General features: G+C 65.4%; 24 protein-coding genes. 15 read left to right on the top strand and 9 right to left on the bottom strand.

Translation table 11 applies throughout. From position 1 onward, the window contains the following. Positions 1 to 180: 180 nt before the first annotated feature. Both ACX80X_RS20120 and ACX80X_RS20115 read right to left on the bottom strand, forming a co-directional pair. Positions 181 to 1,368 (bottom strand): IS30 family transposase, encoded by a 1,188-nt coding sequence (locus ACX80X_RS20120; RefSeq protein ID WP_459313147.1) that lies wholly within the window; start codon positions 1,366 to 1,368, stop codon positions 181 to 183. 90 nt (positions 1,369 to 1,458) lie between these two features. Next, positions 1,459 to 2,214, bottom strand: a complete 756-nt coding sequence (locus ACX80X_RS20115) for an IclR family transcriptional regulator (RefSeq protein ID WP_056340756.1) — start codon at positions 2,212 to 2,214, stop codon at positions 1,459 to 1,461. Positions 2,215 to 2,434: 220 nt separating this feature from the next. On the opposite strand from ACX80X_RS20115, the gene ACX80X_RS20110 reads away from it, so the two are divergent. From ACX80X_RS20110 to hutG, 6 genes are all read left to right on the top strand, one after another. Further along, on the top strand, positions 2,435 to 3,829 hold the full coding sequence (locus ACX80X_RS20110; RefSeq protein WP_252603489.1) for an NAD-dependent malic enzyme: 1,395 nt from the start codon (positions 2,435 to 2,437) through the stop codon (positions 3,827 to 3,829). Between the two features lie 16 nt (positions 3,830 to 3,845). Further along, a complete protein-coding gene (gene aceB / locus ACX80X_RS20105; RefSeq protein ID WP_252614948.1) occupies positions 3,846 to 5,444 on the top strand; it encodes a malate synthase A in 1,599 nt (532 codons plus the stop codon). A gap of 3 nt (positions 5,445 to 5,447) precedes the next feature. Continuing rightward, positions 5,448 to 6,725, top strand: coding sequence for a DUF6986 family protein (locus ACX80X_RS20100; RefSeq protein WP_252603484.1), 1,278 nt, complete (start codon positions 5,448 to 5,450; stop codon positions 6,723 to 6,725). 10 nt (positions 6,726 to 6,735) lie between these two features. Further along, the gene (locus tag ACX80X_RS20095) at positions 6,736 to 7,548 is read left to right on the top strand and encodes a bifunctional allantoicase/(S)-ureidoglycine aminohydrolase (RefSeq protein ID WP_252603495.1); all 813 of its coding nucleotides are present in this window, start codon (positions 6,736 to 6,738) and stop codon (positions 7,546 to 7,548) included. Positions 7,549 to 7,748: 200 nt separating this feature from the next. Continuing rightward, entirely contained in the window at positions 7,749 to 8,504 is a 756-nt protein-coding gene (locus ACX80X_RS20090) for an IclR family transcriptional regulator (protein WP_252603479.1), read from the top strand. After that, a complete protein-coding gene (gene hutG / locus ACX80X_RS20085; RefSeq protein ID WP_252603477.1) occupies positions 8,501 to 9,451 on the top strand; it encodes a formimidoylglutamase in 951 nt (316 codons plus the stop codon). Before ACX80X_RS20090 ends, hutG begins: the two co-directional genes overlap by 4 nt. Positions 9,452 to 9,485: 34 nt before the next feature. On the opposite strand, the gene ACX80X_RS20080 is transcribed toward hutG, so the two are convergent. Then, a complete protein-coding gene (locus tag ACX80X_RS20080) occupies positions 9,486 to 9,695 on the bottom strand; it encodes a hypothetical protein (RefSeq protein ID WP_252603474.1) in 210 nt (69 codons plus the stop codon). A gap of 57 nt (positions 9,696 to 9,752) precedes the next feature. Further along, positions 9,753 to 10,598 carry an aldo/keto reductase gene (locus ACX80X_RS20075; RefSeq protein ID WP_252603492.1) on the bottom strand — a complete coding sequence of 282 codons (846 nt, stop codon included), beginning with the start codon at positions 10,596 to 10,598 and terminating at the stop codon, positions 9,753 to 9,755. A 182-nt stretch (positions 10,599 to 10,780) separates the two neighbouring features. Between ACX80X_RS20075 and ACX80X_RS20070 the strand changes: the two genes are divergently transcribed. Next, the gene (locus ACX80X_RS20070) at positions 10,781 to 11,686 is read left to right on the top strand and encodes a helix-turn-helix transcriptional regulator (protein WP_252614949.1); all 906 of its coding nucleotides are present in this window, start codon (positions 10,781 to 10,783) and stop codon (positions 11,684 to 11,686) included. 132 nt (positions 11,687 to 11,818) lie between these two features. Further along, the gene (locus ACX80X_RS20065) at positions 11,819 to 12,628 is read left to right on the top strand and encodes a carbonic anhydrase (RefSeq protein ID WP_459313143.1); all 810 of its coding nucleotides are present in this window, start codon (positions 11,819 to 11,821) and stop codon (positions 12,626 to 12,628) included. Positions 12,629 to 12,632: 4 nt separating this feature from the next. Here ACX80X_RS20065 and ACX80X_RS20060 read toward each other — a convergent pair whose 3' ends face one another. Both ACX80X_RS20060 and ACX80X_RS20055 read right to left on the bottom strand, forming a co-directional pair. Next, a complete protein-coding gene (locus tag ACX80X_RS20060; protein ID WP_252603467.1) occupies positions 12,633 to 13,565 on the bottom strand; it encodes a threonine/serine dehydratase in 933 nt (310 codons plus the stop codon). A gap of 407 nt (positions 13,566 to 13,972) precedes the next feature. Beyond that, positions 13,973 to 14,299, bottom strand: a complete 327-nt coding sequence (locus ACX80X_RS20055) for a hypothetical protein (protein WP_252603464.1) — start codon at positions 14,297 to 14,299, stop codon at positions 13,973 to 13,975. 45 nt (positions 14,300 to 14,344) lie between these two features. Here ACX80X_RS20055 and ACX80X_RS20050 point away from each other — a divergent pair, with 45 nt between their 5' ends. Both ACX80X_RS20050 and ACX80X_RS20045 read left to right on the top strand, forming a co-directional pair. Continuing rightward, positions 14,345 to 14,503: a recombinase family protein gene (locus tag ACX80X_RS20050; protein WP_445260445.1), complete on the top strand. Its 159-nt coding sequence runs from the start codon at positions 14,345 to 14,347 to the stop codon at positions 14,501 to 14,503. A gap of 45 nt (positions 14,504 to 14,548) precedes the next feature. Next, positions 14,549 to 15,025 (top strand): recombinase family protein, encoded by a 477-nt coding sequence (locus ACX80X_RS20045; protein ID WP_445260453.1) that lies wholly within the window; start codon positions 14,549 to 14,551, stop codon positions 15,023 to 15,025. 175 nt (positions 15,026 to 15,200) lie between these two features. Here ACX80X_RS20045 and ACX80X_RS20040 read toward each other — a convergent pair whose 3' ends face one another. Next, positions 15,201 to 16,205 carry a TerC/Alx family metal homeostasis membrane protein gene (locus tag ACX80X_RS20040; protein WP_252603462.1) on the bottom strand — a complete coding sequence of 335 codons (1,005 nt, stop codon included), beginning with the start codon at positions 16,203 to 16,205 and terminating at the stop codon, positions 15,201 to 15,203. Between the two features lie 102 nt (positions 16,206 to 16,307). Here ACX80X_RS20040 and ACX80X_RS20035 point away from each other — a divergent pair, with 102 nt between their 5' ends. The 3 genes from ACX80X_RS20035 to ACX80X_RS20025 all read left to right on the top strand — a co-directional run bounded on the left by ACX80X_RS20035 (position 16,308) and on the right by ACX80X_RS20025 (position 17,717). Then, a complete protein-coding gene (locus tag ACX80X_RS20035) occupies positions 16,308 to 16,655 on the top strand; it encodes a helix-turn-helix transcriptional regulator (protein WP_252603460.1) in 348 nt (115 codons plus the stop codon). 121 nt (positions 16,656 to 16,776) lie between these two features. Continuing rightward, positions 16,777 to 17,244 (top strand): hypothetical protein, encoded by a 468-nt coding sequence (locus ACX80X_RS20030; protein WP_252612163.1) that lies wholly within the window; start codon positions 16,777 to 16,779, stop codon positions 17,242 to 17,244. Next, on the top strand, positions 17,241 to 17,717 hold the full coding sequence (locus ACX80X_RS20025) for a universal stress protein (RefSeq protein ID WP_252603455.1): 477 nt from the start codon (positions 17,241 to 17,243) through the stop codon (positions 17,715 to 17,717). Before ACX80X_RS20030 ends, ACX80X_RS20025 begins: the two co-directional genes overlap by 4 nt. A 59-nt stretch (positions 17,718 to 17,776) precedes the next feature. Here ACX80X_RS20025 and ACX80X_RS20020 read toward each other — a convergent pair whose 3' ends face one another. Together ACX80X_RS20020 and ACX80X_RS20015 are read right to left on the bottom strand one after the other, a co-directional pair. Next, positions 17,777 to 18,079, bottom strand: a complete 303-nt coding sequence (locus ACX80X_RS20020) for a P-II family nitrogen regulator (protein WP_252603452.1) — start codon at positions 18,077 to 18,079, stop codon at positions 17,777 to 17,779. Positions 18,080 to 18,084: 5 nt separating this feature from the next. Next, positions 18,085 to 19,029, bottom strand: coding sequence for a sodium-dependent bicarbonate transport family permease (locus tag ACX80X_RS20015; RefSeq protein ID WP_252603449.1), 945 nt, complete (start codon positions 19,027 to 19,029; stop codon positions 18,085 to 18,087). A gap of 277 nt (positions 19,030 to 19,306) precedes the next feature. Here ACX80X_RS20015 and ACX80X_RS20010 point away from each other — a divergent pair, with 277 nt between their 5' ends. After that, positions 19,307 to 20,182 carry a DUF6671 family protein gene (locus tag ACX80X_RS20010; RefSeq protein WP_252614951.1) on the top strand — a complete coding sequence of 292 codons (876 nt, stop codon included), beginning with the start codon at positions 19,307 to 19,309 and terminating at the stop codon, positions 20,180 to 20,182. Between the two features lie 82 nt (positions 20,183 to 20,264). After that, positions 20,265 to 20,898, top strand: a 634-nt coding sequence (locus ACX80X_RS20005) for a dihydroxy-acid dehydratase domain-containing protein (protein WP_459313139.1), incomplete at its 3' end; no start/stop codon positions are given.

Genomic DNA, 20,898 nt, shown 5'->3' with positions numbered 1-20,898 from the left:
GCAAGACTTGATTCACTTCTAACAAGGGCTGCGCCTATTCACCTGAACGCAACGCCGGGATACGGGTTGACATCACCGTGCAGACCTTAACCGAACGGCATTGGCACTAACCCCGTCCAAATGGCAGATGACGGCAGTGTTTTGAAGGCAAAGTCAACTGGTGGAAGCAACGCTGGGTGGTTATGCCGCTTGTAGCAGCTGGTTCAGCCGGTTGGCTGGGGTTTCGAGGTTGAGGGTGGGCCGGGGTCGGCGGTTGAGTTTCGCGGCGACCTTGCGGAGGTCCTCTGGGGTGTGAACGGAGAGGTCTGAGCCTTTCTCGAACCAGAACCGCAGGAGCCGGTTGGTGTTCTCGTTTGTCCCGCGCTGCCAGGGCGAGTGCGGGTCGCAAAAGTAGAGCGTGGTTTCGAGCGCGGTTTGGATCTGGGCGTACTCGGCCAGTTCCGTTCCGCGGTCCCAGGTGATCGACCGGCGCAGGTGCTCCGGAAGCTCGCCCATCTCCCGAATCATCGCCGCAGCGACGGTCTCCGCGGTGTGGTCCCCCGCGAGGTGGAGCAGGATCGTGAACCTGGTCGAGCGTTCCACGAGCGTGCCGATTGCGGTCCCGTCGCAGCCGATGATGAGGTCGCCTTCCCAGTGCCCCGGGATGGCCCGGTCCTGGACCTCGGCCGGGCGTTCGCTGATCTTGAACGCCTCCTTGTAAGGGCTGTTCTTGGTCCTGTCAGCGGTGTGCGGGACGCGTTGTTTCCGTTTCAGGCTGAGCTTCTCGGCCAGGTCTGCCCGCAGACTTCCGCGGGCCTGGACGTACAGTGCCTGGTAGATCGTCTCGTGGCTCACCTGCATAGTCTGGTCATCGCGGAAGTAAAACGCCAACATCGACGAGATCAGCTTCGGGCTCCACCCGTCATCCATCCACACCGCGATCAGCCGGCACAGATCCTCGTCCTCGACAAGCTTGAGCGGCTTGGGCCGGCGCCTGGCCTGATGCGCCTTCTTATGGGCGGCCGAGGCGTAATAAACCCCATCCGCGCTGGTGTTCCGTTTCACCTCCCGCCAAACCACTGACTCGTCCCGACCTATGGCCTTACCGATCTCGGCGTAGCTGAGCCCACATCGTCGGCCCATCTGGATCATCCCCCGCTCCACCCTTCCCAGCGTCCGGCCACCTGGGCCGTCCGTCGCCGGTGCAGGATCCGCAAGACCCCCAACGCTGCCCTTGCTCAAACTCATCATGTGGCCAGACTGGGCCCACCAGTTTCGCCCGGTCTGGTGCACAGCCCCGACACGCCGGGCGGCAGCGAAAATCGACATCCCCCCACACACAAGGTCAATGAACTCGGTGCGGGTACTCAGAGGAAATGACCTGACCATTAAACGCTCCATCAATCAGAGCGTTGCAACGACCATATGACTCTGCCGAACAAACACTGCCGTCATCTGCCACCTCGCGGGGAGGGAAACTCAGTTCTGGTTGAGCTCAGCCGAGATCGCCATTGCGGCCTGGCGCAGCAGCGGCACGGCGCGGTCTGCAAAACTCTGGTCCACGCGGCTGATCGGCCCCGACACCGAGATGGCGGCAGGGGTGGGTGCGTTGGGCACGGCCATCGCGAAGCAGCGCACGCCGAGCTCCTGCTCTTCCTCGTCAATGGAGTAGCCGCGTTCACGGATCAGCTTGAGATCGGCAAGGAGGGCATCAATGTCGCCGATGCTCTTGGCCGTGGGGGTGGGCATGCCGGTGCGGGCCACGATGCCGCGCACCACCTCGTCGTCGAGCTGGGCCAGGATCGCCTTGCCGACTCCGGTGTCGTGCGTGTGGGCGCGGCGGCCCACCTCGGTGAACATGCGCATGGAGTGCATGGAGGGCACCTGGGCCACGTAGATGACCATGTCCGAATCCAGCACGGCCATGTTGGAGGTTTCGCCGAGGCGGTCCACGAGGTTCTTCAGCTGCGGGCGGGCCACGGCTCCAAGCTGCTTGCTGGCGGCTTCGCCAAGCCGGATCAGCCGGGGACCCAGTGCGTAACGGCGGTTGGGCAGCTGGCGGATGTAGCCAAGCGAGACCAAAGTGCGCAGCAGGCGGTGGATGGTGGGCAGGGGCAGATCCGTGGAGGACGAGAGCTCGCTGAGCGTCACGTCACCGCCCGCGTCTGTGATGAGTTCCAGCAGTTCGAAGACGCGCTCGACGGACTGCACGCCTCCGGAGGCTTTTTCAGCCATTCCGTTGTCTCCTATGGCTCAGATTCTGACATCTCTTATCCACATCGTGAAAAGAGTTGCTTAGAACACTCAACATACAGCACAACCAGGCCCCAGGCGATGTCCCCAAACATGACCGCCAGGGGGTTGCATTTCCACTTTGCAGATAATAATATCCATAATACGAAAACATTCGGTTGCACGAGCGGTCCGGGAACGGACCCAACGAGGAGGAAATTCAATGGCGAACCCGAGCCCCGGAAATTCGATCACCCTGCGCGTCGCGGCGCCGTCGAGCTTCACCGCCACGAGTGAGCTCGCTGCCGCCGTCGGCGCGGCCGGCGCAGCCATCACGGCGCTTGACGTCACGGAATCCCACCACGACACCCTGGTTGTGGACGTCACCTGCAACACCACCGACGACGACCACGCCGCCCGCGTCAAGGACGCCCTGAACGCCCTCGACGGCGTCACGGTCCAGCACGTCTCGGACCGCACCTTCCTGATGCACCTCGGCGGGAAGCTCGAGGTGGTCCCCAAGGTAGCCCTGCGCAACCGCGACGACCTCTCCCGTGCCTACACGCCCGGCGTCGCCCGCGTCTGCCTCGCCATCGCCGAGGACCCGGCAGCAGCCCGCAACCTGACCGTCAAGCGCAACACCATTGCCGTCCTCACCGACGGTTCGGCCGTCCTGGGCCTGGGCAACATTGGCCCGGCCGCGGCCCTGCCCGTTATGGAAGGCAAGGCCGCCCTGTTCAAGCAGTTCGCCAACGTTGACGCCTGGCCGGTCTGCCTGGACACCCAGGACACCGAGGAAATCATCATGATCGCCAAGGCCATGGCCCCCGTCTACGGCGGCATCAACCTTGAGGACATCGCAGCACCGCGCTGCTTTGAAATTGAGAAGCGCCTGCGCGATGAACTCGACATCCCCGTCTTCCACGACGACCAGCACGGCACTGCCATCGTCACCCTGGCAGCCCTCCACAACGCCCTGCGCGTGGTGGACAAGAAGCTCCCCGAGGTCCGCATTGTTGTCTCGGGCGTCGGCGCCGCCGGCTCGGCCATCATCCAGCTCCTTAAGGCCCAGGGCGCCCAGCACATCGTTGCCGCCGGCCGCTCCGGAGCCATCCACTCGGGCGAGCAGTACGACGACGAGCACCGCGCCTGGATTGCCGCAAACACCAACGAGGAAGGCTTCGCCGGAACCCTGCACGAAGCCATGGCCGGCGCCGACGTCTTCATCGGTGTCAGCGCCCCGCACGTGATCGGCGAAGAGCAGGTCGCCGCCATGGCCGAGAACGCGATCGTCTTCGCCATGGCCAACCCGACGCCGGAGATCGACCCTGTCATTGCGTCCAAGTACGCGGCCGTGGTGGCCACGGGCCGCAGCGATTTCCCCAACCAGATCAACAACGTGCTGGCCTTCCCGGGCTTCTTCCGCGGGCTGCTCGACGCCGGCGCGAGCGACATCACGCCGGAGATGCTGGTGGCCGCCGCAGACGCCATTGCCAACCGGGTAGCTGACGACGAGCTCAACGCGAGCTACATTATCCCCAGCGTCTTCGATCCTCATGTAGCCGCCGATGTGGCTGCCGCAGTGGCGGGCGCCGCTCACGCCGCCCGCGCTCTCTAGAAAAGGACTTACGAATATGGCTATCACTGTTACTGACCGCCAGCCGGTCTCCCGCGCCGAAGAGATCCTCACGCCCAAGGCCCTGGCCTTCGTCGAGGAGCTGCACCGGCGCTTCGCCGGAACGCGCAACGAGCTGCTCGAGGCCCGCCAGGCCAAGCGCGACGGCGTCGCCCGCACCAGCCGCCTGGACTTCCTGCCGGAGACGCAGGAAATCCGCGACGGCGACTGGAAGGTCGCCGAGGCGCCCGCCGCGCTGCAGGACCGCCGCGTCGAGATGACCGGCCCGGCCACCCCGGCCAAGATGGCCATCAATGCCCTGAACTCCGGCGCCAAGGTATGGCTGGCGGACCTCGAGGACGCCAGCACGCCCACGTGGCCCAACGTCATCGACGCCATCCTGAACCTGCTCGACGCCGCAACCGGCACCTTGGCCTACACCTCGCCCGAAGGCAAGGAATACACGCTCCGCACCGACGCGCCGCTGGCTGTTGTGGTGGCCCGCCCCCGCGGCTGGCACATGCCGGAAAGGCACCTGCTGATCGACGGCGAACCCGCCGTGGGTGCGCTGGTGGACTTCGGCCTGCACTTCTTCCACACCGCCAAGCAGCTGCTGCTCAACGGACACGGCCCGTACTACTACCTGCCCAAGATGGAATCGCACCTCGAGGCCCGCCTCTGGAATGAAGTGTTCGTCTTCGCCCAGGACTTCCTCGGCATCCCGCAGGGCAGCGTCCGCGCCACCATGCTGATCGAAACCATCCCGGCCGCCTTCGAAATGGACGAGTTCCTCTACGAACTCCGGGACCACGCCTCGGGCCTGAACGCCGGCCGCTGGGATTACCTGTTCAGCATCATCAAGTACTTCCGCGACGCCGGCGAGGAGTTTGTGCTCCCGGACCGCGCCTCGGTGGTTATGACGGCTCCGTTTATGCGCGCCTACACCGAGCTGCTGGTGAAGACCTGCCACAAGCGCGGTGCCTTCGCCATGGGCGGCATGGCCGCCGTCATCCCCAACCGCAGGCACCCCGAGGTCACCGAAGCAGCCTTCGCCAAGGTCCGTGCGGACAAGACCCGTGAGGCCAACGACGGGTTCGACGGCTCCTGGGTGGCCCACCCGGACCTGGTCCCCACCTGCCGCGAGGTGTTCGACGGCGTACTCGGCGAGCGCCCGAACCAGCTGGACAAGCAGCGCCCCGAGGTTTCGGTTACTGCGGACCAGCTGATCGACATCGCCTCGGCTGACGGCCAGGTCACCGAGGGCGGGCTGCGCCTGAACCTGTATGTCGCGGTCGCCTACACCGCCGTCTGGCTCTCCGGCAACGGCGCCGTGGCCATCCACAACCTCATGGAGGACGCCGCCACCGCCGAGATCTCCCGCTCGCAGGTATGGCAGCAGATCCGCAACAAGTCCGTCCTCGCCGACACCGGAAACACCGTCACCCGCGAACTGGTCGAAAAGATCCTGGGCGAGGAAACGGAACGGCTCCGGACCGAATTCGGCGACGAGGCCTTCCGCCTGTACTACCAGCCGGCCAGCAAGCTGATCGCCGAGATCTGCCTGTCCGAGGACTACACGGACTTCCTCACCACTCCGGCCTACGAACTGGTGGGCTGAGTCATGGCGGTCTCCCCCACGCCGTCGCTCTCCGCGGCGGACCTTGCCGCCATCGACGCACAGCTGGCCGCCACTGACCAGCTGCTGGAACGTAATTACCCGGGCGACGACGGCACCCGCCAGCCCGTGCACACCGTGTACGTGCCGGCTGACCGTTTCACGCCGTCGTTCGCGGCCGACTGGGGTGCCCAGGCGCTTACGACGGCGGAGGCTCACGGCGGACTCGAGAAGCTCGGCGCGCTGCTGGGTCAGGAGCCGGAGCTGGCTGCCGCCGTCGCCGCACGGGTCGGTGCCAAGCTGCGCACGGAACCGATCGAGGACCTGCGCCTCGACTTCGAGGATGGCTTCGGCGACCGCGGCGATGAGGCGGAGGATGTGGCAGCGGTTTCTGCCGCCAACGCTGTGGCCACCGCCGTCGCGGCCGGCACCGCGCCGCCGTTCATCGGCATCCGCTTCAAGTGCTTCGAGGCGCCCACCCGGGCCCGCGGACTGAAAACACTGGACCTGTTCGTCTCCACGCTCGCGCAGGCCGGCGAACTTCCTGCCGGACTCATCCTGACCCTGCCCAAGGTCACCACCGTGGCCCAGGTCCAGGCGATGGACTTCGCAGTGTCCCGGCTGGAGGAAGTCCACGGACTTCGCGCCGGCCGGCTCCGCTTCGAGGTCCAGGTGGAAACACCGCAGCTGATCCTCGGGCCGGAAGGCACCTCCCCTGTGGCGCAGTTGCCGCACGTGGTTCCGGGACGCATCAGCGCCCTGCACTACGGCACCTACGACTACTCCGCCTCGCTGCAAATCTCGGCCGAGTACCAGTCCATGGAGCACCCGGTCGCGGACTACGCCAAGGAAGTCATGCAGCTGGCCGTCGCCGGCACGGGCATCCGCCTCTCCGACGGATCCACCAACATCATCCCGGTGGGCGACGCCGTCGAGGATGCCTGGAAGCTGCACGGACGCCTCGTCCGCCGCTCGCTGGAGCGCGGCTACTACCAGGGCTGGGACCTGCACGCAGCCCAGCTGCCCAGCCGTTTCGCCGCCACGTATGCGTTCTACCGCGAGGGGCTTCCGGCCGCAGCGGCACGCCTGCGCAACTATGTCGACCACACGGAAGGCGGGGTCATGGACGAACCCGCCACCGCCCGGGCCCTGGCCGCCTTCGCCCTGCGCGGCGTCCAGTGCGGCGCAGTGGGGACCGAAGAGGTCCAGGCGCTCGCCGGCGTCGAACTTTCCCAGCTGACCGCACTGGCGCACCCGCGGCTGGCACACTCCACTTCAAAGTAAGGATCCCATGATGGGCAAGTACTACTACCCCCAGGGCGGCCTGCCGCCGCAGACGCACCTCACCACGGAGCGGGCCATCGTCACGGAGGCCTATACGGTCATCCCCAAGGGCGTTATGACCGACATCGTGACCAGCACCCTGCCGGGTTTCTCCAACACCCGCTCCTGGATCCTGGCCCGCCCGATCTCCGGGTTTGCCACCACGTTCTCGCAGCTGATCGTGGAGATCGGCCCCGGCGGCGGTGCCCCCAAGGCCGAGTTTGAGCCCGGCGTTGAGGGCGTTGTCTTTGTCACCAAGGGCAAGGTCAACCTGACGCTCGACGGCGAACTGCACCAGCTTGAGGAAGGCGGCTACGCCTACCTGGCCGCCGGTGCCACCTGGGGCCTGGAGAACGTCTCGGATGACATTGTCTCCTTCCAATGGATCCGTAAGGCCTATGAGCGGCTTGAGGGTTACGAGGCAAAGTCCTTCGTCACCAGTGATGCCGAGGTGGAACCCACCGCGATGCCGGATACCGACGGCGCCTGGAAGACCACCCGCTTCACGGATTCCAGCGATCTGGCCCACGACATGCAGGTGAACATTGTGACGTTCCAGCCGGGCGGGGTTATCCCGTTCCCGGAGACCCACGTCATGGAGCACGGCCTGTACGTCCTGGAGGGCAAGGCCATGTACCTGCTCAACAACGACTGGGTTGAGGTGGAGGCCGGCGACTTCATGTGGCTGCGCGCCTTCTGCCCGCAGGCCTGCTACGCCGGTGGCCCCGGCGAATTCCGCTACCTGCTCTACAAGGACATGAACCGCCAGATCAAGCTGACCTAGGCCGCCTTACACCGGCCGCCTCTTACCGGCTGGCCGCCGCAATCGCCGGAGCCATGCCGGGTCACTGCAAATTTGCGGCGACCCGGCATGGTTCCGGCGATTTCGCGTTAACGGTTGATTCCCACCCGGCGGAAAGTAAATTCCCACTCTATGGGAACTAGTTGATGCCATCCGTGATTCCAGCCACTAACGTCGGTGTTATGCCTACAGTTCCGAACCATTCCGTGATAGCGGAAGGCAACGCCTCGCGATTCGTCGACATCCTGCTCGAATTCGCGCGGCACCGGACCCTGACCGCAGCCCAAATCAGCAAAACAACGGGCATCCCCGCCAGCGCCGTGTACCGGCACCTGGCAATGCTGGTGCCGTCCGGGCTGGTGGCGCAGACCAGGCGCCGCGGGCAGTACAGCGCCGGCCCGGAAACCCTGCGCCTCGCCGCCAACTTCCACCAGGAGGCCATGGTCAAGGGCCGCATCTCGGAGCAGCTACAGCTGCTCTCGGATGAAACCCAGGAGCTGGCCGCCTATCTAGTGGTCCGCGGTGCGGAGGCACTGTGCGTAGATGCCATCGAAGGCCCTCAGATGCTGCGCTGCAGCTACTCGCCGGGCCGCTCGCTCCCCCTACTGAAGGGCGCCAGCGCGATGGCCCTGCTGGCGCACCTGGACCCCCAGGAGCAGAGCAGGATCGTGGCCGGCCTCGGACTGAGCGAGGAGGAGGCAGACAACCTGAACCACGAGCTCCAGCTCGTTCAGGGCCGCGGCTTCGGCCTCAGCTACGGGGCGGTGGATGCGGGCGTCTGGGGCGTCAGTTTCCCCGTGTTCGACGACGGCGGCCGGCTTTTGGGTGCCGTCAGCACCATGGCTCCGGCGGACCGGGCGGTCCGGCGCGAAAAGCAACTCATAGCAAGCACCCGTGACGCCGCACTGGCGCTAGGACACGGAGAAGGATCCCGATGACCAACCCCACCACCCAGCACACGTGGACGGGCCGCGACGACGGCCCCGGCCCAGAGCACCGTCGCTGGCACCACGCAGTGAACACGGCCCAGGCCGGCACCACGGGAATCGCCATCCTTGGGTTCCGCAGCGATGAAGGCGTCCGCCGGAACAAAGGCCGGGTCGGCGCCGTCGACGGTCCCGCAAGCATCCGCTCCGCCCTGGCACCCATGGCGGCGCCCGCGGAACTCCTGGTCCACGACCTTGGCGACACCACCGTTGTGGACGGAAACCTCGAGGACGGCCAGGAGCGCCTCGGCGCGGCCGTCCTCGAGGCCCTGGACGCGGGCCACCTGCCCATCATCCTGGGCGGCGGCCACGAAACCGCCTTCGGCACCTACACGGGCCTCCGCGCCAGCCAGGTCACCGATGGACGCCGCATCGGCATCATCAACCTGGACGCGCACTTCGACCTCCGCGCCGAGGAAATCCCGTCCTCGGGAACACCGTTCCGGCAGGTGGCCGAGGCGGAGCAAGCCTTGGGCCACGGGTTCAGCTACACGGTGGTGGGCATCAGCCAGCCCGGCAACACCGAGGCCCTTTTCCAAACAGCCCGGGAGCTCGGCGTCAAGTACCTCCTGGACGAGGAATGCACCGAGTCCAGGACTGAGCAGGTCCGGCAGTTCACGCAGGACTTCATCGACTCCGTGGACGTGGTCTACCTGACCATCGACCTCGACGTCCTCCCCGCATACGTCGCCCCCGGTGTCAGCGCACCGGCGTCGTACGGCGTTCCGCTCTCCGTGGTGCTGGAAGTGTGCCGCCAGCTGGCCCGCTCCCCCAAGCTCGCCGTCGTCGACGTCGTCGAACTGAACCCCAGGTTCGACGTCGACTCCCGCACGGCCCGCACGGCCGCACGCCTCATCCACACAATCGCCGCAGAGCGATCCGGGCGCCGGCATGCGTAGCCGCAAGCCGGCGCCCCTCCCCAGAAACTCACGGTCAGGGCTCAGTAGCCGTCCGCGGTTCAGGTTCAATTGCCCACGCGGCTTCGTGCAGGAGACTGGCCAGCCGCCGCTGGAAGCGGGCCAGTCTCCTGCGTGCGCGTCCGGCTTGTCGTGGTGCCACGAAGGGTGAATCCGGCAAGGCGCTGCGGCTGTCGTTGTTTATGAGGTGGACGACGGCCCAAGCCATCATCAGCGAATTATCCATGGTTCTCTTCTTGTTCGGTGAGGCTCTCTTGGTTTGCACTTCCCCGGTGCGGATTGGCTACATTTGGCTGTGCGCGGCGACGGTGGGATCCCCGCCGGTGCGGGCGCCGGACTCCAGTTCCGTGATTTCGGCTACCTCCGCGGGCGTCAGCGACACGGCGGCAGCGCCCAGGTTTTCCCGCATGCGTGCGGCCTGGACCGACTTCGGGATGACGATGGTGCCCTGGCTGAGATGCCACGCGAGTATAACCTGGGCAGGTGTGGCACGGTACTTCGCGGCCAGTGACTTCACGGTGGCCGCTGCCAGATCGGCGCCCTGCCCCAACGGGCTGTACGCCTCCACCGCAATGCCCAGGGAGCGGTTCTTGGCCGCCAGCTCCTGCTGCTGGAACGCGGGGTGGATTTCGATTTGGTTGACGGCCGGGACAACGTCCGCCGCCGCTAGGAGCGTGTCCAGGTGGTCAGCCAGGAAGTTCGAAACCCCGATGGCGCGGATCTGGTTGTTTGCGTACAGCTGTTCCATGGCCTTCCAAGCCTCCGTGAAGAGTCCCTGTGCGGGCACGGGCCAATGGATCAGGTAGAGGTCCAGGTAGTCCAGGCCCAGGGCTTGGCGGCTGTTCTGGAAGGCTTGGTGGGCCATTCCTTGTTCACCGTTGCGCAGCTTGGTGGTGATGAAGAGTTCCCCGCGGGGTATGCCCGAAGCGGCAATGGCTGCCCCGACGCCGGCCTCGTTCCGGTACGCCGCGGCAGTGTCGATGTGGCGGTAGCCGGCTTCGAGGGCGTCCTCGACGATGCGCTGCGTTTCTTCCGGCGGGACCTGGAATACGCCGAAGCCAAGTTGCGGGATCTGGACGCCGTTGTTGAGGGTCACTGTGGGGATGGTAATTTCCTGTGGCTGGGACATCATCAGTTCTTCCCGTGGTTGTGTTGTTTGCTCGAACAGCCCTGCACGGGCGGGTTATGCATTCAACGCTAGGCACGCCGGCAGGCCGTGTCAGCAGGTATGCCATTCCCTCCTTTTCCTAGGACTGGCAGTCCTACCTTCGTCACTGGAAAGCGGGGACGCCGGCTTGGACAATGGAAGGCATGGGTCAGAGCGCGGAGTTTGGAAAGTTCCTGAAGGCAATGCGGTCGCGGCTGACGCCGGAGCAGGCCGGGATAGCCGCGACCACCGGTGGCAGGCGCGTCCCCGGGCTGCGACGCGAGGAAATCGCGCGCCTTGCGGACGTGAGCACCGACTACTACACCCGGCTCGAACAAGGCCGGAACATCCACCCGTCCCGGGCGGTGATGGATTCAGTGGCGAGGGCCCTGCGCCTGGATCCTGGCGAGCAGGCGCACATGGTCGACCTTCTGGAGAACTGCGCGAAGTCCCAGCATTCACCCATTCCGGAACAGGTTGTTCGGCCGGCTCTCCGCCAACTCCTGGACGCCGTGGGCAACGTTCCCGCCCTGATCCTGGGCCGCCGCACAGATGTTCTGGCCGGCAACCGCCTGGCGTTCCTTCTCCTTGCTGAATTCCCGGCCATGCCGGCAGCAGAGCGGAACCTCACCCGATGGGTTTTCCTCGATCCGCGCTCCCACGATCTCTTCCGGGACTGGGAGACCGTGGCGGCCGAAGCCGTCGGGACCCTGCGCGCGGATATCGGCCGGCACCCCAACGACCCCCAGGCCAATCAACTCGTCGGCGAACTCGCAGTACACAGCGAACGCTTCCGCCAATGGTGGGCCGGACACCGGCTGGCAACGGGGTCCGCAGGCAGTGTTCGGCTGCACCATCCCGTCGTCGGGGACCTGGAACTGAACTTCGAAGACCTGACGCTTCCCGACGATTCAGACCAGGTGCTGCGGGTGTATTCAGCGAAGCCGGACTCGCCATCGGCCGATTCCCTGACCCTACTCGGCAGCTTCGGCGCCGAAGTGCTGGCCGCCGCGGCAGCCCCTCGGGCCACAGAAGACACGGACGCGTCCGGCGCCGGCAAGGCGCCCTGACTTCCGGGAAGGACAGCGGGTCACATCCTGCGGTGGGCGTCTGTGACAAGACCTGCCACCGGCCCCCGTGGTAGTCGTCGTAGGTCCGCGCCGGGCTCTCCGGTGCGGACCTACACGACCCGAAGGATGGAAATGCGCAGCGCCACAATAATGACCAGGAAGTCTTTGCTAGTTGGATCCGGCCTGGGGCTGCTGGCTCTTGTCACCGGCTGCAGCAGGTCCGCCGCCGGGGCCGCGGCACCCTCGCCGTCCGGCTCCGCAGCGCCCCGCGCCTGGTCCTACGACGGCGCCGAGGGTCCCGAACACTGGGGCACCCTGAGCTCCGACTTCGGCTCCTGCTCTTCGGGCACCGCCCAGTCCCCCATCGACGTCGGGGGTGGGCCGGGCCTTTCCCCTGCGCCGCAGGCCCTGGCCTATTCCGCCTCGGAAGGCGAGATCACCGACAACGGCCACACCACCGAGCTGCACGCCCTCTCGGCCCAAGGCATCACGGTTGGCGGCAAGAAGTACGCCTTCAAGCAGCTGCACTTCCACGCCCCATCCGAGCATACGCTGGACGGCGTCCGGCACGAGGCCGAGTTCCATTTCGTCCACCAGGCCGACGACGGCGGGCTGGCCGTCGTCGGGATCCTCGCCACGGTGGGGGCTACCAATGCGCCGTGGGCGCCGTTCACGGACGGCGTGCCGGCCGCAGCCGATGGGCCGAAAGTGGCGGCCGGCGTCGTGGACTTCCCGGCGCTGTTCCCGGCGTCGCTGGACCACTTCGCGTACGACGGCAGCCTGACCACTCCGCCCTGCTCGGAAGGCGTGCGCTGGCTGCTCCTCGAGACCCCCATTGAGCTGGGAGCCGGACAGCTCGCCACACTGCGCGCGGCGCACGCGGGCAACAGCCGGCCGGTCCAGCCGCTCAACGGGAGGGACCTCGTCGCGGTGGACCGGTAGAACCTCAGACGGTGGCGGGGTCCGTGTTGGCGCCGCAGAGGATCACGGCCACGCGTTCGCCGTCGGCCGGGACGTAGGCGCCGGAGTGCAGGGCGGCGAAGGCCGCGGCCGCGCCGTGCTCCACGATGATGCGGTACTGCTCCCACAGCAGGGACCGGGCGGCCACGATGTCCTCGTCGGAGACCAGCACGGCGCGGACGCCGGTACGGACGGCCACGTCGAAGCCGATCCGGCCGATCTGCCGGGCCCCCAGGGAGTCGGCGGCGATCCCGGAGACGGCCACGTCCACGGGGATCCCGGCCGCGAGTGCGGCGTGCAGGGTGGGCGTGGATTCGGACTCGACGCCCACCACTTTGGCCCGGCCCTCCACGGCGGCCGCGACCCCCGCCATGAGCCCGCCGCCACCCACGGCCACCACCACGGTGTCCACGTCGCCCAACTGCTCCAGCAACTCGGTTCCGATGGTGCCGGCGCCGGCGGCGATCTCGGGCTGGTCGTAGGCATGGCAGTAGACCGCGCCCGTCTCGGCGGCGTAGGCCATCGCGGCGTCGTAGGCCTCGGAGTATTCGGCACCGTGCTGGACCACGTCGGCGCCGATGGCCACGAGCTTCTTGACCTTCACGGCCGGGGCGGTCTCGGGCACGAACACCGTGGCAGGGACCCCCACTTCCGTGGCCGCGTAGGCGTTGGCGAGGCCGGCGTTGCCGCCGGAGGCCACCACAATGCCCACATCGTCCTTCAGTTCGCCGCGCTCCCGGCAGGCCAGAACCCGGTTGAACGCGCCCCGGGCCTTGAACGTGCCGGTGTGCTGCATGAACTCGCACTTAAGCCACACTTCGCCGGGGAACTGGCCGCGGTCAGCCGCCAGTACGGGCGTGACGCGGATCCTTCCGGCAATCCGGGCAGCGGCTTCGTCGACGTCGGTGCGTGTGATCATGGGGAAATCCTCGTTCCGGGGTGGGGCTGGGTTCAACGTTCAGGCTATCGCCCGCGTGGTGTCGCCGTCGTTCCGTCCCAGCGGCTCGGCGCAAAAGCGTCCCAAAGAGAGAATTGGGCCGCTTTCGCGGGCCGAATGAGTATGCCAGAGAAGGCCCCTTCATCGGATACTCACCGGAGGGGCCTTAACCTTGATCCGCCGACGGTCTCGTTGAGGACTCCGGGATTTGGTTGGCCGGGCGGGCCTAGTTCGCGGCATACCGGATTACCCGGCCCTGCTGCCGGTCGTGTTCCACAGTGGGTCCTTGGTTGTTTCGGTCCCGGGCGGCCAGTCAGGTCTTTGCCGGCCGCGGGAAGATGTGGTTGAAAAGGTCCGTCCGGGCGTTTTCCCAGGGCCGCTTGAATTTATTAACCGATGAAGGTGACGAGGTCTTCGCAGAAGTCGCGTCCTGCCGTGTCCGCTTGCCCGTGACTGGCCGTCTCGCCGAGGTCCCTAATGAACTCGTCGTCGGAGGGGTCAGCAGGCGTGCCGCCGTGATCAATGAGAATCGCGAACCTGAAGGTACCCGTGTCCATGAACAGACGCTTACCGTCCGGGCCATAGACCTTCTGGACGCCGGAGACAGCGATCTCGACGGTCAGGGTGCCATCGCCGTTGTCGGTGATTTTGTGGTCCCGTGCCTGGCCTGACTCCGTGATCGTATAGGTCTGCTCGTTCAGGGTGTTTGTCCACACATCGGTTGAGCGGATCGGACCCCCTCCGTATGCGAGGCCGTCGCCGTGATGAACGAAGAGGAACATCCCCTCGGCATGCTCGTCGCCGCCGGCATCGATACGGACTCCCTCTACGAAGACAAGGCCTCAGGGAAGAAGGATGACCTGCCTCACCTGGCCGCGTGCCTCAAAGCCCTGCGTCACGGTGACACCCTGGTCGTATAGAAACTCGACCGGCTGGGGCGTGACCTGCGGCATCTGGTCAATATCGTGCACGACCTGACCGAGCGCGGCATCGGACTGAAGGTCCTCACCGGCCAGGGCGCGGCCATTGACACCACCACCGCCTCCGGGAAACTCGTCTTCGGGATCTTCGCCGCCTTAGCCGAATTCGAACGGGAACCCATCTCCGAACGCACCCTCGCCGGACTGGCCTCCGCCCGCGCCAGGGGCCGGAACGGGGGACGTCCCTACAAGATGACCCCGGCGAAGCTCCGCCTGGCTATGGCTTCCATGGGGCAACCTGGCACCAGGTCAGCGATCTCCGCACCGAACTCGGCATCACGCGGCAGACCCTGTACCGGCACGTGTCGCCCAGCGGCGAACTGCGCCCGGACGGGGCAAAGGTCCTCTCAAGAGGCTAGACATGCGGAACCAATTTTGGAATGGAGGTTTTCGAGCGGGTCCGCCGGCGGGATGGCCGGGCCCGTCACGTGCGGGCACAGTACGCTGCCCGGTGGCGAGTGATAGTGCCACGACCGGCACTGAGCTGACCGGGGCCAGAGGCGGCTAAGGCAGCCGGTGGACCAGCCGTTTGGATCCACACAGCCCGTCGGCCCGTCAACCTGCTGCTTCGAACAGGCACGTAGTGCCAGCCGTCGCTAAACTCTTCCGCCGACGGCCAACGAGTTCATGTGCCTGGTCAGCCGGACCGGTCTGAGTCGGACTTATCCTCTGTTGTGAGAGATCCTGCGTGGGCGCGTGCGGTGGGATCCAGGCGGACCTTGATCAGGCTTGCGATCGTGGTCACTGTCAGGACGACTGCGATGACGACGAGGCTGAGGTTGGTGCTGATCTCCGGCACCCGGCCATCGAGGCCATGCCCCCAGTGCAGGACCAGTTTCACGCCGATGAAAGCCAGGATAATCGCCAGGCCGGTGGAGAGGTAGACCAGGCGGTCCAGAAGCCCCTTGACGAGGAAAAACAGGGCCCGCAGCCCTAGCAGGGCGAAGGCGTTGGCGGTGAAGACAATATAGGGTTCGGCGGTGATGCCGAAAATGGCCGGGATTGAGTCGAGCGCGAACAGCAGGTCGGTGCTGCCAATTGCGAGCAGCACAATGAACAGGGGCGTCACTGCCCGGCGTCCGGCGCTGCGTGTGAACATCCGGCCGCCCTCGTAGTCCTTCGTGACGGTCAGCGCGCGGCGGGCCACCCGGACCAGCACGTTGTCATGGACATCCGGGTCGGCGTTGCGGTGCCGGTAAAGCTGCACAGCCGTCACAATCAGGATCAGGCCGAAGATCAGGAACATGAAGGAAAACAGCTGGAGCAGTGCTGCGCCCAGGGCGATGAAGATCGCCCGCAGGACCAGAGCCATTGCTATGCCGAAGATCAGGACCTTCTGCTGGTACTTCTCTGGCACGGCGAAGGTCGACATGATGATCACGAAGACGAAGAGGTTATCGATGGACAGGCTTTTTTCGACGATGTAGCCGGCAAAGAATTCCGCGCCATAGTCCCAGCCCACCTGCATTGCGAAGACCAGTCCGAAGGCAATGGCCACGGCAATATAAAGAATCGATGAAATTGCGGCCTCGCGGAACTTCACGACGTGCGGCCGTGCGGCAGCCAGTCCAAGATCCAGGGCGAGCAGCCCGAGAATAAGTCCGATGGTGAGCGTCCAGCGAAGTACACTGACTTCGAGCATTGGTGGCCTTTCTTGTCATCAACTGAAACTGACTGATTGCTTTCCCTGCACTCCCGGCCGCCGACCGGGCGCCTGCGGGTCCGATCGACTATTGTCCTTGAAATGGCAACCAAGGATTTTGACTCAGGGACACCCGCCGGGGCCGCCGCCGAGACGCAGTGGACGTTCCTCACCAACCACGCCCACGTCCTGCTCACCATCGCCCGAGATCCGCAGATCCGCATGCGCGACGTCGCCACCCGGGTGGGAGTCACGGAGCGCGCTGCGCAAAAGATAACTGCCGACCTTGTGGAGGCCGGATATATCACCAGAACCCGTAACGGACGCCGCAACAGCTACACCGTCGCCACCGGCCGCCCCTTCCGCCATCCCGTCGATGCCGGCCACGAACTGGACGAACTCCTCGCGGTCCTCGTCCCTGAACCCACCTCCCGCACCCTAGACACCTGAACTATAATTCGCTAATCTAAGTTCATTGATTGAATCATACGCTACCGCACGGGGTGGTGGGGTGGCCGGCTGCAGTGTCCTCGGCGAGGCTTTGCGGCGGCGGTTTGGAAGGAGCTCGCTCTTGAACAATCGAGAGGCACGTTTCAGACCGCAGCTTCCCGGCGGTGTTCCCGCCACCATCGCGGATTCCGCGGGGCCGGTGTATCTCATCGTCATCGTCGCTGAGTCAGGCGCTGCGGACGTCTTGGCCGCGGCGGCCACGCAGGCGCGCGGTGCCGGTGCCCGCCTGCTGATCGCTCTCGCCCGGCCCCGTTTGGGCTTCACGACGGACGCCGCCCTGGTCCGGTTCGTCACCGCGCGCAGGAACCTGGAGATGCTCTGGTTGCAGCGTCTCGGGCATCAGGTGCTGGATCCCGCCGGGGTCACATTTGAAACTGTCTTGATGACCTACCGGGGCGGTGGCTCTGAGTACGGGCGGACCCGCCGTATTGCCTCAGCATTGGAGCGCCTGGCCCGCGGCCGCGGTGCCATCCGCCGGCCGGCAACCGGTGCAGTTTTGGCCTCCAGCAGCAGGGAGAACCATCAGTGAGTCAGGAAAGCCTGGGTGACGGTCTGAACCCGGCACCGGGCAACAGCATCGTGGTCGGGCATGATGGATCCGCCTGCGCAGACTACGCCCTGGACACGGCACTTGGACTCGCGGACCAGCTGGAGGTCCCCGTCGTCATCGTGCGGGCCTGGTCTCTCGCTGCTGCCCCTCGCCCGCCCGGCTGGGAGTTCGGATATGTGTCGTCCTTTGACGAGTACGCAACGGCGGTGCATGGCGAGCTCGTGCGGGATGTGCACACGAGGGTCGACAGATACTCCACGCTCTCCGTCAGCTACAGGGCCGTTCACGCCGGCGCCGCCAAGAGCCTCATTGACATCTCACGGGACGCCCGCATGCTGGTTGTCGGATCGCGCGGTCATGGCGGGCTCGTCGGGATGCTGCTCGGCTCCGTGAGTGACCAGTGCCTCCGGCATGCGGACTGCCCGGTCCTGATCGTGCGCCCTCGGAGCTGAAGCCGCGGCACTCCGGCCACCATTGACCCTTTGCCCGGTGCTGGCGGCCCGATTTGGGCCTAGAATTTCTCCGGCCGCAAAACGTCTACGTCACTCACGAACAGGATCATGGCGTAGTCCTCGTAGTAGTGCTCCTGGAGGTAGGCGGCAATAGCGTCTGCCGTCGCTTCGTCGCACACCACCTCGATGCGGATGTTGCTGTTCGCTTCCCAGCCGGCACTGCGGACGCCGCGGTGGCCTTTGCCGCGCGCGTCGGTGATGGTGTATCCGCGGGCATTGAGCCGGTCGATGTCCCGAACGAGAGTGCCCTCAAGTACGGCTTCGGTGACGACGGTCAACAGCTTGCGTGTATGGCTTTGCATCAGTCTCATCCTTTCGCGAAAGTATGTGCCCACACCGCGAGGGCGTGGTATATCGGGATACCAAACAGGACATTGAACGGGAACGTGACCCCCAGCGCGGCGGCCAGTGACAGGGTGGGGTTGGCCTCGGGTACGGAAATGCGCATGGCCGCCGGCACTGCGATGTATGAAGCACTCGCCGCCAGCGTCGCAAGAACGGCGGTACCGCCGATGGAGAGGCCCAGCACCCAGCCCAGTCCGGTCCCCACCAGGGCCGAAAAGAGCGGCATGCCAATTCCAAAGGCCATCAGGAAGGGTCCGTACCGGCGCAGGCTTCCTACCTGTGTCGCCGTAATCAGCCCCATCTCCAGTAGAAAAAGAGCCAGGATTCCCTTGAACAGATCGAAGAACAACGGCTCGATCGACGACAGCCCGTCCGGCCCCGCCGCCCAGCCGATGAGCAGCCCGCCCAGGAGCAGCACAATGCTTTTCCCGAGGAAAACCTCATGGGCGACCGACCTCCACCGGGTCTCCCGGGACAGACCCCGGGCCAGGACAATTCCCACAATAATGGCCGGCACTTCCAGCAACACCAGAAGCAGGGGCATGTGCTCTTCGAACGCGATCTGGCGGCTGCCAAGATAGGCGACAACCACGGCATAGGTGCCTACGCTTACGGAGCCGTAGTGGGCGGCGATGGAAGCCGCATCCGCTCGCTTGAAACGGCCCAGGTAACGCAGCACGGGGAAGGCAGCCAGTGAAAGGAAAAAGCCCAACGCCACCACGGCCAGCATTTGCGGCAGCAGGCTGCCGAAAGGTTGCCTGGCCAGTTCAATACCGCCCTTGAGGCCGATGGCCAGCAACAGCACGATGCTGACGAACTCGTAGATCGCAGCCGGTAGACGCAACTCCGAACGCAGCAGACCGGCGGTGGCACCGAGCAGAAAGAAAAGGATAATGGGATCGATCACGTGGTTGCTCTCTTGTTCGTTTCCAGCTTTTACGAAGTCGGGGTACGGGCAATGGCCCGCACCCCCAAGTTCCGGGACTGCAGTCCATCCGAGGGCACCAGCATCCCAGGATCCCATTAATACACGCTATTTGATTCACGATCAAAACTTCATGTATTGTATGACGTAGCATCTGCGACTGAGAGGCGGCCGTCGGTTCTTTTCTAACTAATCATGCCTACCTTTCGGGTGTGCTGCGACAGTTCCAGCAGTTCGCGCTCAGAGTGAAAGGTCAGTTATGACCAGTATTGATTCCGGCAATTCAACCCTTCTTTCCGCCTATTCCGGTGAACGGATTTCTCTGCTTACCCAGCATGGCAAGGAACGGGTGATCGTCCCGGTGCTCGAGCGTGCGCTCGGCTGCCGGCTCGAACACGTCACGGGCTACGACACGGATCTGCTCGGTACTTTCACCCGTGACATTCCCCGCGCCGGCACACAGCTCGAGGCTGCGCGTAAGAAGGCGCAGGTGGGCATGGAATTGTTGGGATTGCCGCTGGGTATCGCCAACGAGGGCTCGTTTGGCCCGGATCCATACATGGGGATGTTCCCCTGGAACATCGAACTCATGATCTGGATCGACGGTGAGCGCGAGCTGGAGGTCGTTGGAATAGCCGAAGGCAAGACGAACTTCTCCCACCTGCAGACGGCGGACTGGGCGGAGGCCCAAACGTTCGCCCGTGAATCGAAATTCCCCGAACACCATCTGGTCGTTCGCCCGGACGGCGGACACGACCCCCGCATCCGTAAGGGAATCGCCGCCTGGCCCGAGCTGGAGCTCGCCTTTTCGAGGGCGCTGGCCCGATCGGCCAAGGGCAAGGTTTTTCTCGAGACAGACATGCGTGCCAACGCCAATCCGACGCGCATGGAAACCATCCGTCTCGCGGCCGAAGACCTTGCACAGAAGCTTCGCTCCAGATGTCCGGCCTGCGGCACCCCGGGATTCTGGAAAGTGGAGCGAGTGGCAGGACTCCCGTGCACGGGCTGCGGCGAGCCAACGAGCGAGACCCGCGCCGAGATTCATGGATGCCTCACCTGCGGGCACCGCTCCACCCGCGACGTAACCGACCCACCACGCGCTGACCCGCGTTTTTGCGAATATTGCAACCCTTGACCCTTGCCCAAACCTCGACGCGTCCCATTGCCCAACGCGTTCAGTGCGATACGTAGCTTCAAATCAACACCGGAGGAAAGATATGCAACCATCACAATTAGTGGACCTCAAGCCCCGCAGCCGGGTGGTTACCGACGGCATTCATGCGGCCCCCGCGCGTGGCATGCTCCGCGCTGTGGGTATGGGCGACGATGACTTCGCCAAACCCCAGATCGGCGTGGCAAGCTCCTGGAACGAAATCACTCCCTGCAACCTGTCCCTGAACCGTCTCGCCCAGAGCGCCAAGGAAGGTGTCCACGCAGGCGGCGGTTTCCCGATGCAGTTCGGCACCATCTCCGTCTCCGACGGCATCTCCATGGGCCACGAAGGCATGCACTTCTCCCTGGTCTCCCGCGAAGTCATCGCCGATTCCGTCGAAACCGTCATGCAGGCCGAGCGCATCGACGGCTCGGTCCTCCTCGCCGGCTGCGACAAGTCCCTCCCCGGCATGCTCATGGCAGCCGCCCGCCTGGACCTGGCCAGCGTCTTCGTGTACGCCGGCTCCATCATGCCGGGCTGGGTCAAGCTGGAGGACGGCTCCGAAAAGGAAGTCACCCTCATCGACGCCTTCGAGGCCGTCGGCGCCTGCGCCGCCGGCAAGATGAGCCTCGGCGACCTTGACCGCATCGAGCGCGCCATCTGCCCCGGCGAAGGCGCCTGCGGCGGCATGTACACCG

The sequence above is a fragment of the Pseudarthrobacter sp. MDT3-1 genome, from assembly GCF_054510755.1.
Note: the sequence above shows the minus strand (reverse complement) of the source record. Positions and strands in the feature narration are given on the sequence as shown.

Bases quoted from the DNA above. Each gene is read 5' to 3' on its own strand.
- aceB (WP_252614948.1), top strand. From the start codon at position 3,846: ATGGCTATCACTGTTACTGACCGCCAGCCGGTCTCCCGCGCCGAAGAG.
- hutG (WP_252603477.1), top strand. From the start codon at position 8,501: ATGACCAACCCCACCACCCAGCACACGTGGACGGGCCGCGACGACGGC.
- ACX80X_RS20100 (WP_252603484.1), top strand. From the start codon at position 5,448: ATGGCGGTCTCCCCCACGCCGTCGCTCTCCGCGGCGGACCTTGCCGCC.
- ACX80X_RS20020 (WP_252603452.1), bottom strand. From the start codon at position 18,079: ATGCAAAGCCATACACGCAAGCTGTTGACCGTCGTCACCGAAGCCGTA.
- ACX80X_RS20065 (WP_459313143.1), top strand. From the start codon at position 11,819: ATGCGCAGCGCCACAATAATGACCAGGAAGTCTTTGCTAGTTGGATCC.
- ACX80X_RS20075 (WP_252603492.1), bottom strand. From the start codon at position 10,598: ATGTCCCAGCCACAGGAAATTACCATCCCCACAGTGACCCTCAACAAC.
- ACX80X_RS20035 (WP_252603460.1), top strand. From the start codon at position 16,308: ATGGCAACCAAGGATTTTGACTCAGGGACACCCGCCGGGGCCGCCGCC.
- ACX80X_RS20040 (WP_252603462.1), bottom strand. From the start codon at position 16,205: ATGCTCGAAGTCAGTGTACTTCGCTGGACGCTCACCATCGGACTTATT.
- ACX80X_RS20115 (WP_056340756.1), bottom strand. From the start codon at position 2,214: ATGGCTGAAAAAGCCTCCGGAGGCGTGCAGTCCGTCGAGCGCGTCTTC.
- ACX80X_RS20060 (WP_252603467.1), bottom strand. From the start codon at position 13,565: ATGATCACACGCACCGACGTCGACGAAGCCGCTGCCCGGATTGCCGGA.
- ACX80X_RS20110 (WP_252603489.1), top strand. From the start codon at position 2,435: ATGGCGAACCCGAGCCCCGGAAATTCGATCACCCTGCGCGTCGCGGCG.
- ACX80X_RS20080 (WP_252603474.1), bottom strand. From the start codon at position 9,695: ATGGATAATTCGCTGATGATGGCTTGGGCCGTCGTCCACCTCATAAAC.
- ACX80X_RS20090 (WP_252603479.1), top strand. From the start codon at position 7,749: ATGCCTACAGTTCCGAACCATTCCGTGATAGCGGAAGGCAACGCCTCG.
- ACX80X_RS20010 (WP_252614951.1), top strand. From the start codon at position 19,307: ATGACCAGTATTGATTCCGGCAATTCAACCCTTCTTTCCGCCTATTCC.
- ACX80X_RS20120 (WP_459313147.1), bottom strand. From the start codon at position 1,368: ATGGTCAGGTCATTTCCTCTGAGTACCCGCACCGAGTTCATTGACCTT.
- ACX80X_RS20070 (WP_252614949.1), top strand. From the start codon at position 10,781: ATGGGTCAGAGCGCGGAGTTTGGAAAGTTCCTGAAGGCAATGCGGTCG.
- ACX80X_RS20095 (WP_252603495.1), top strand. From the start codon at position 6,736: ATGGGCAAGTACTACTACCCCCAGGGCGGCCTGCCGCCGCAGACGCAC.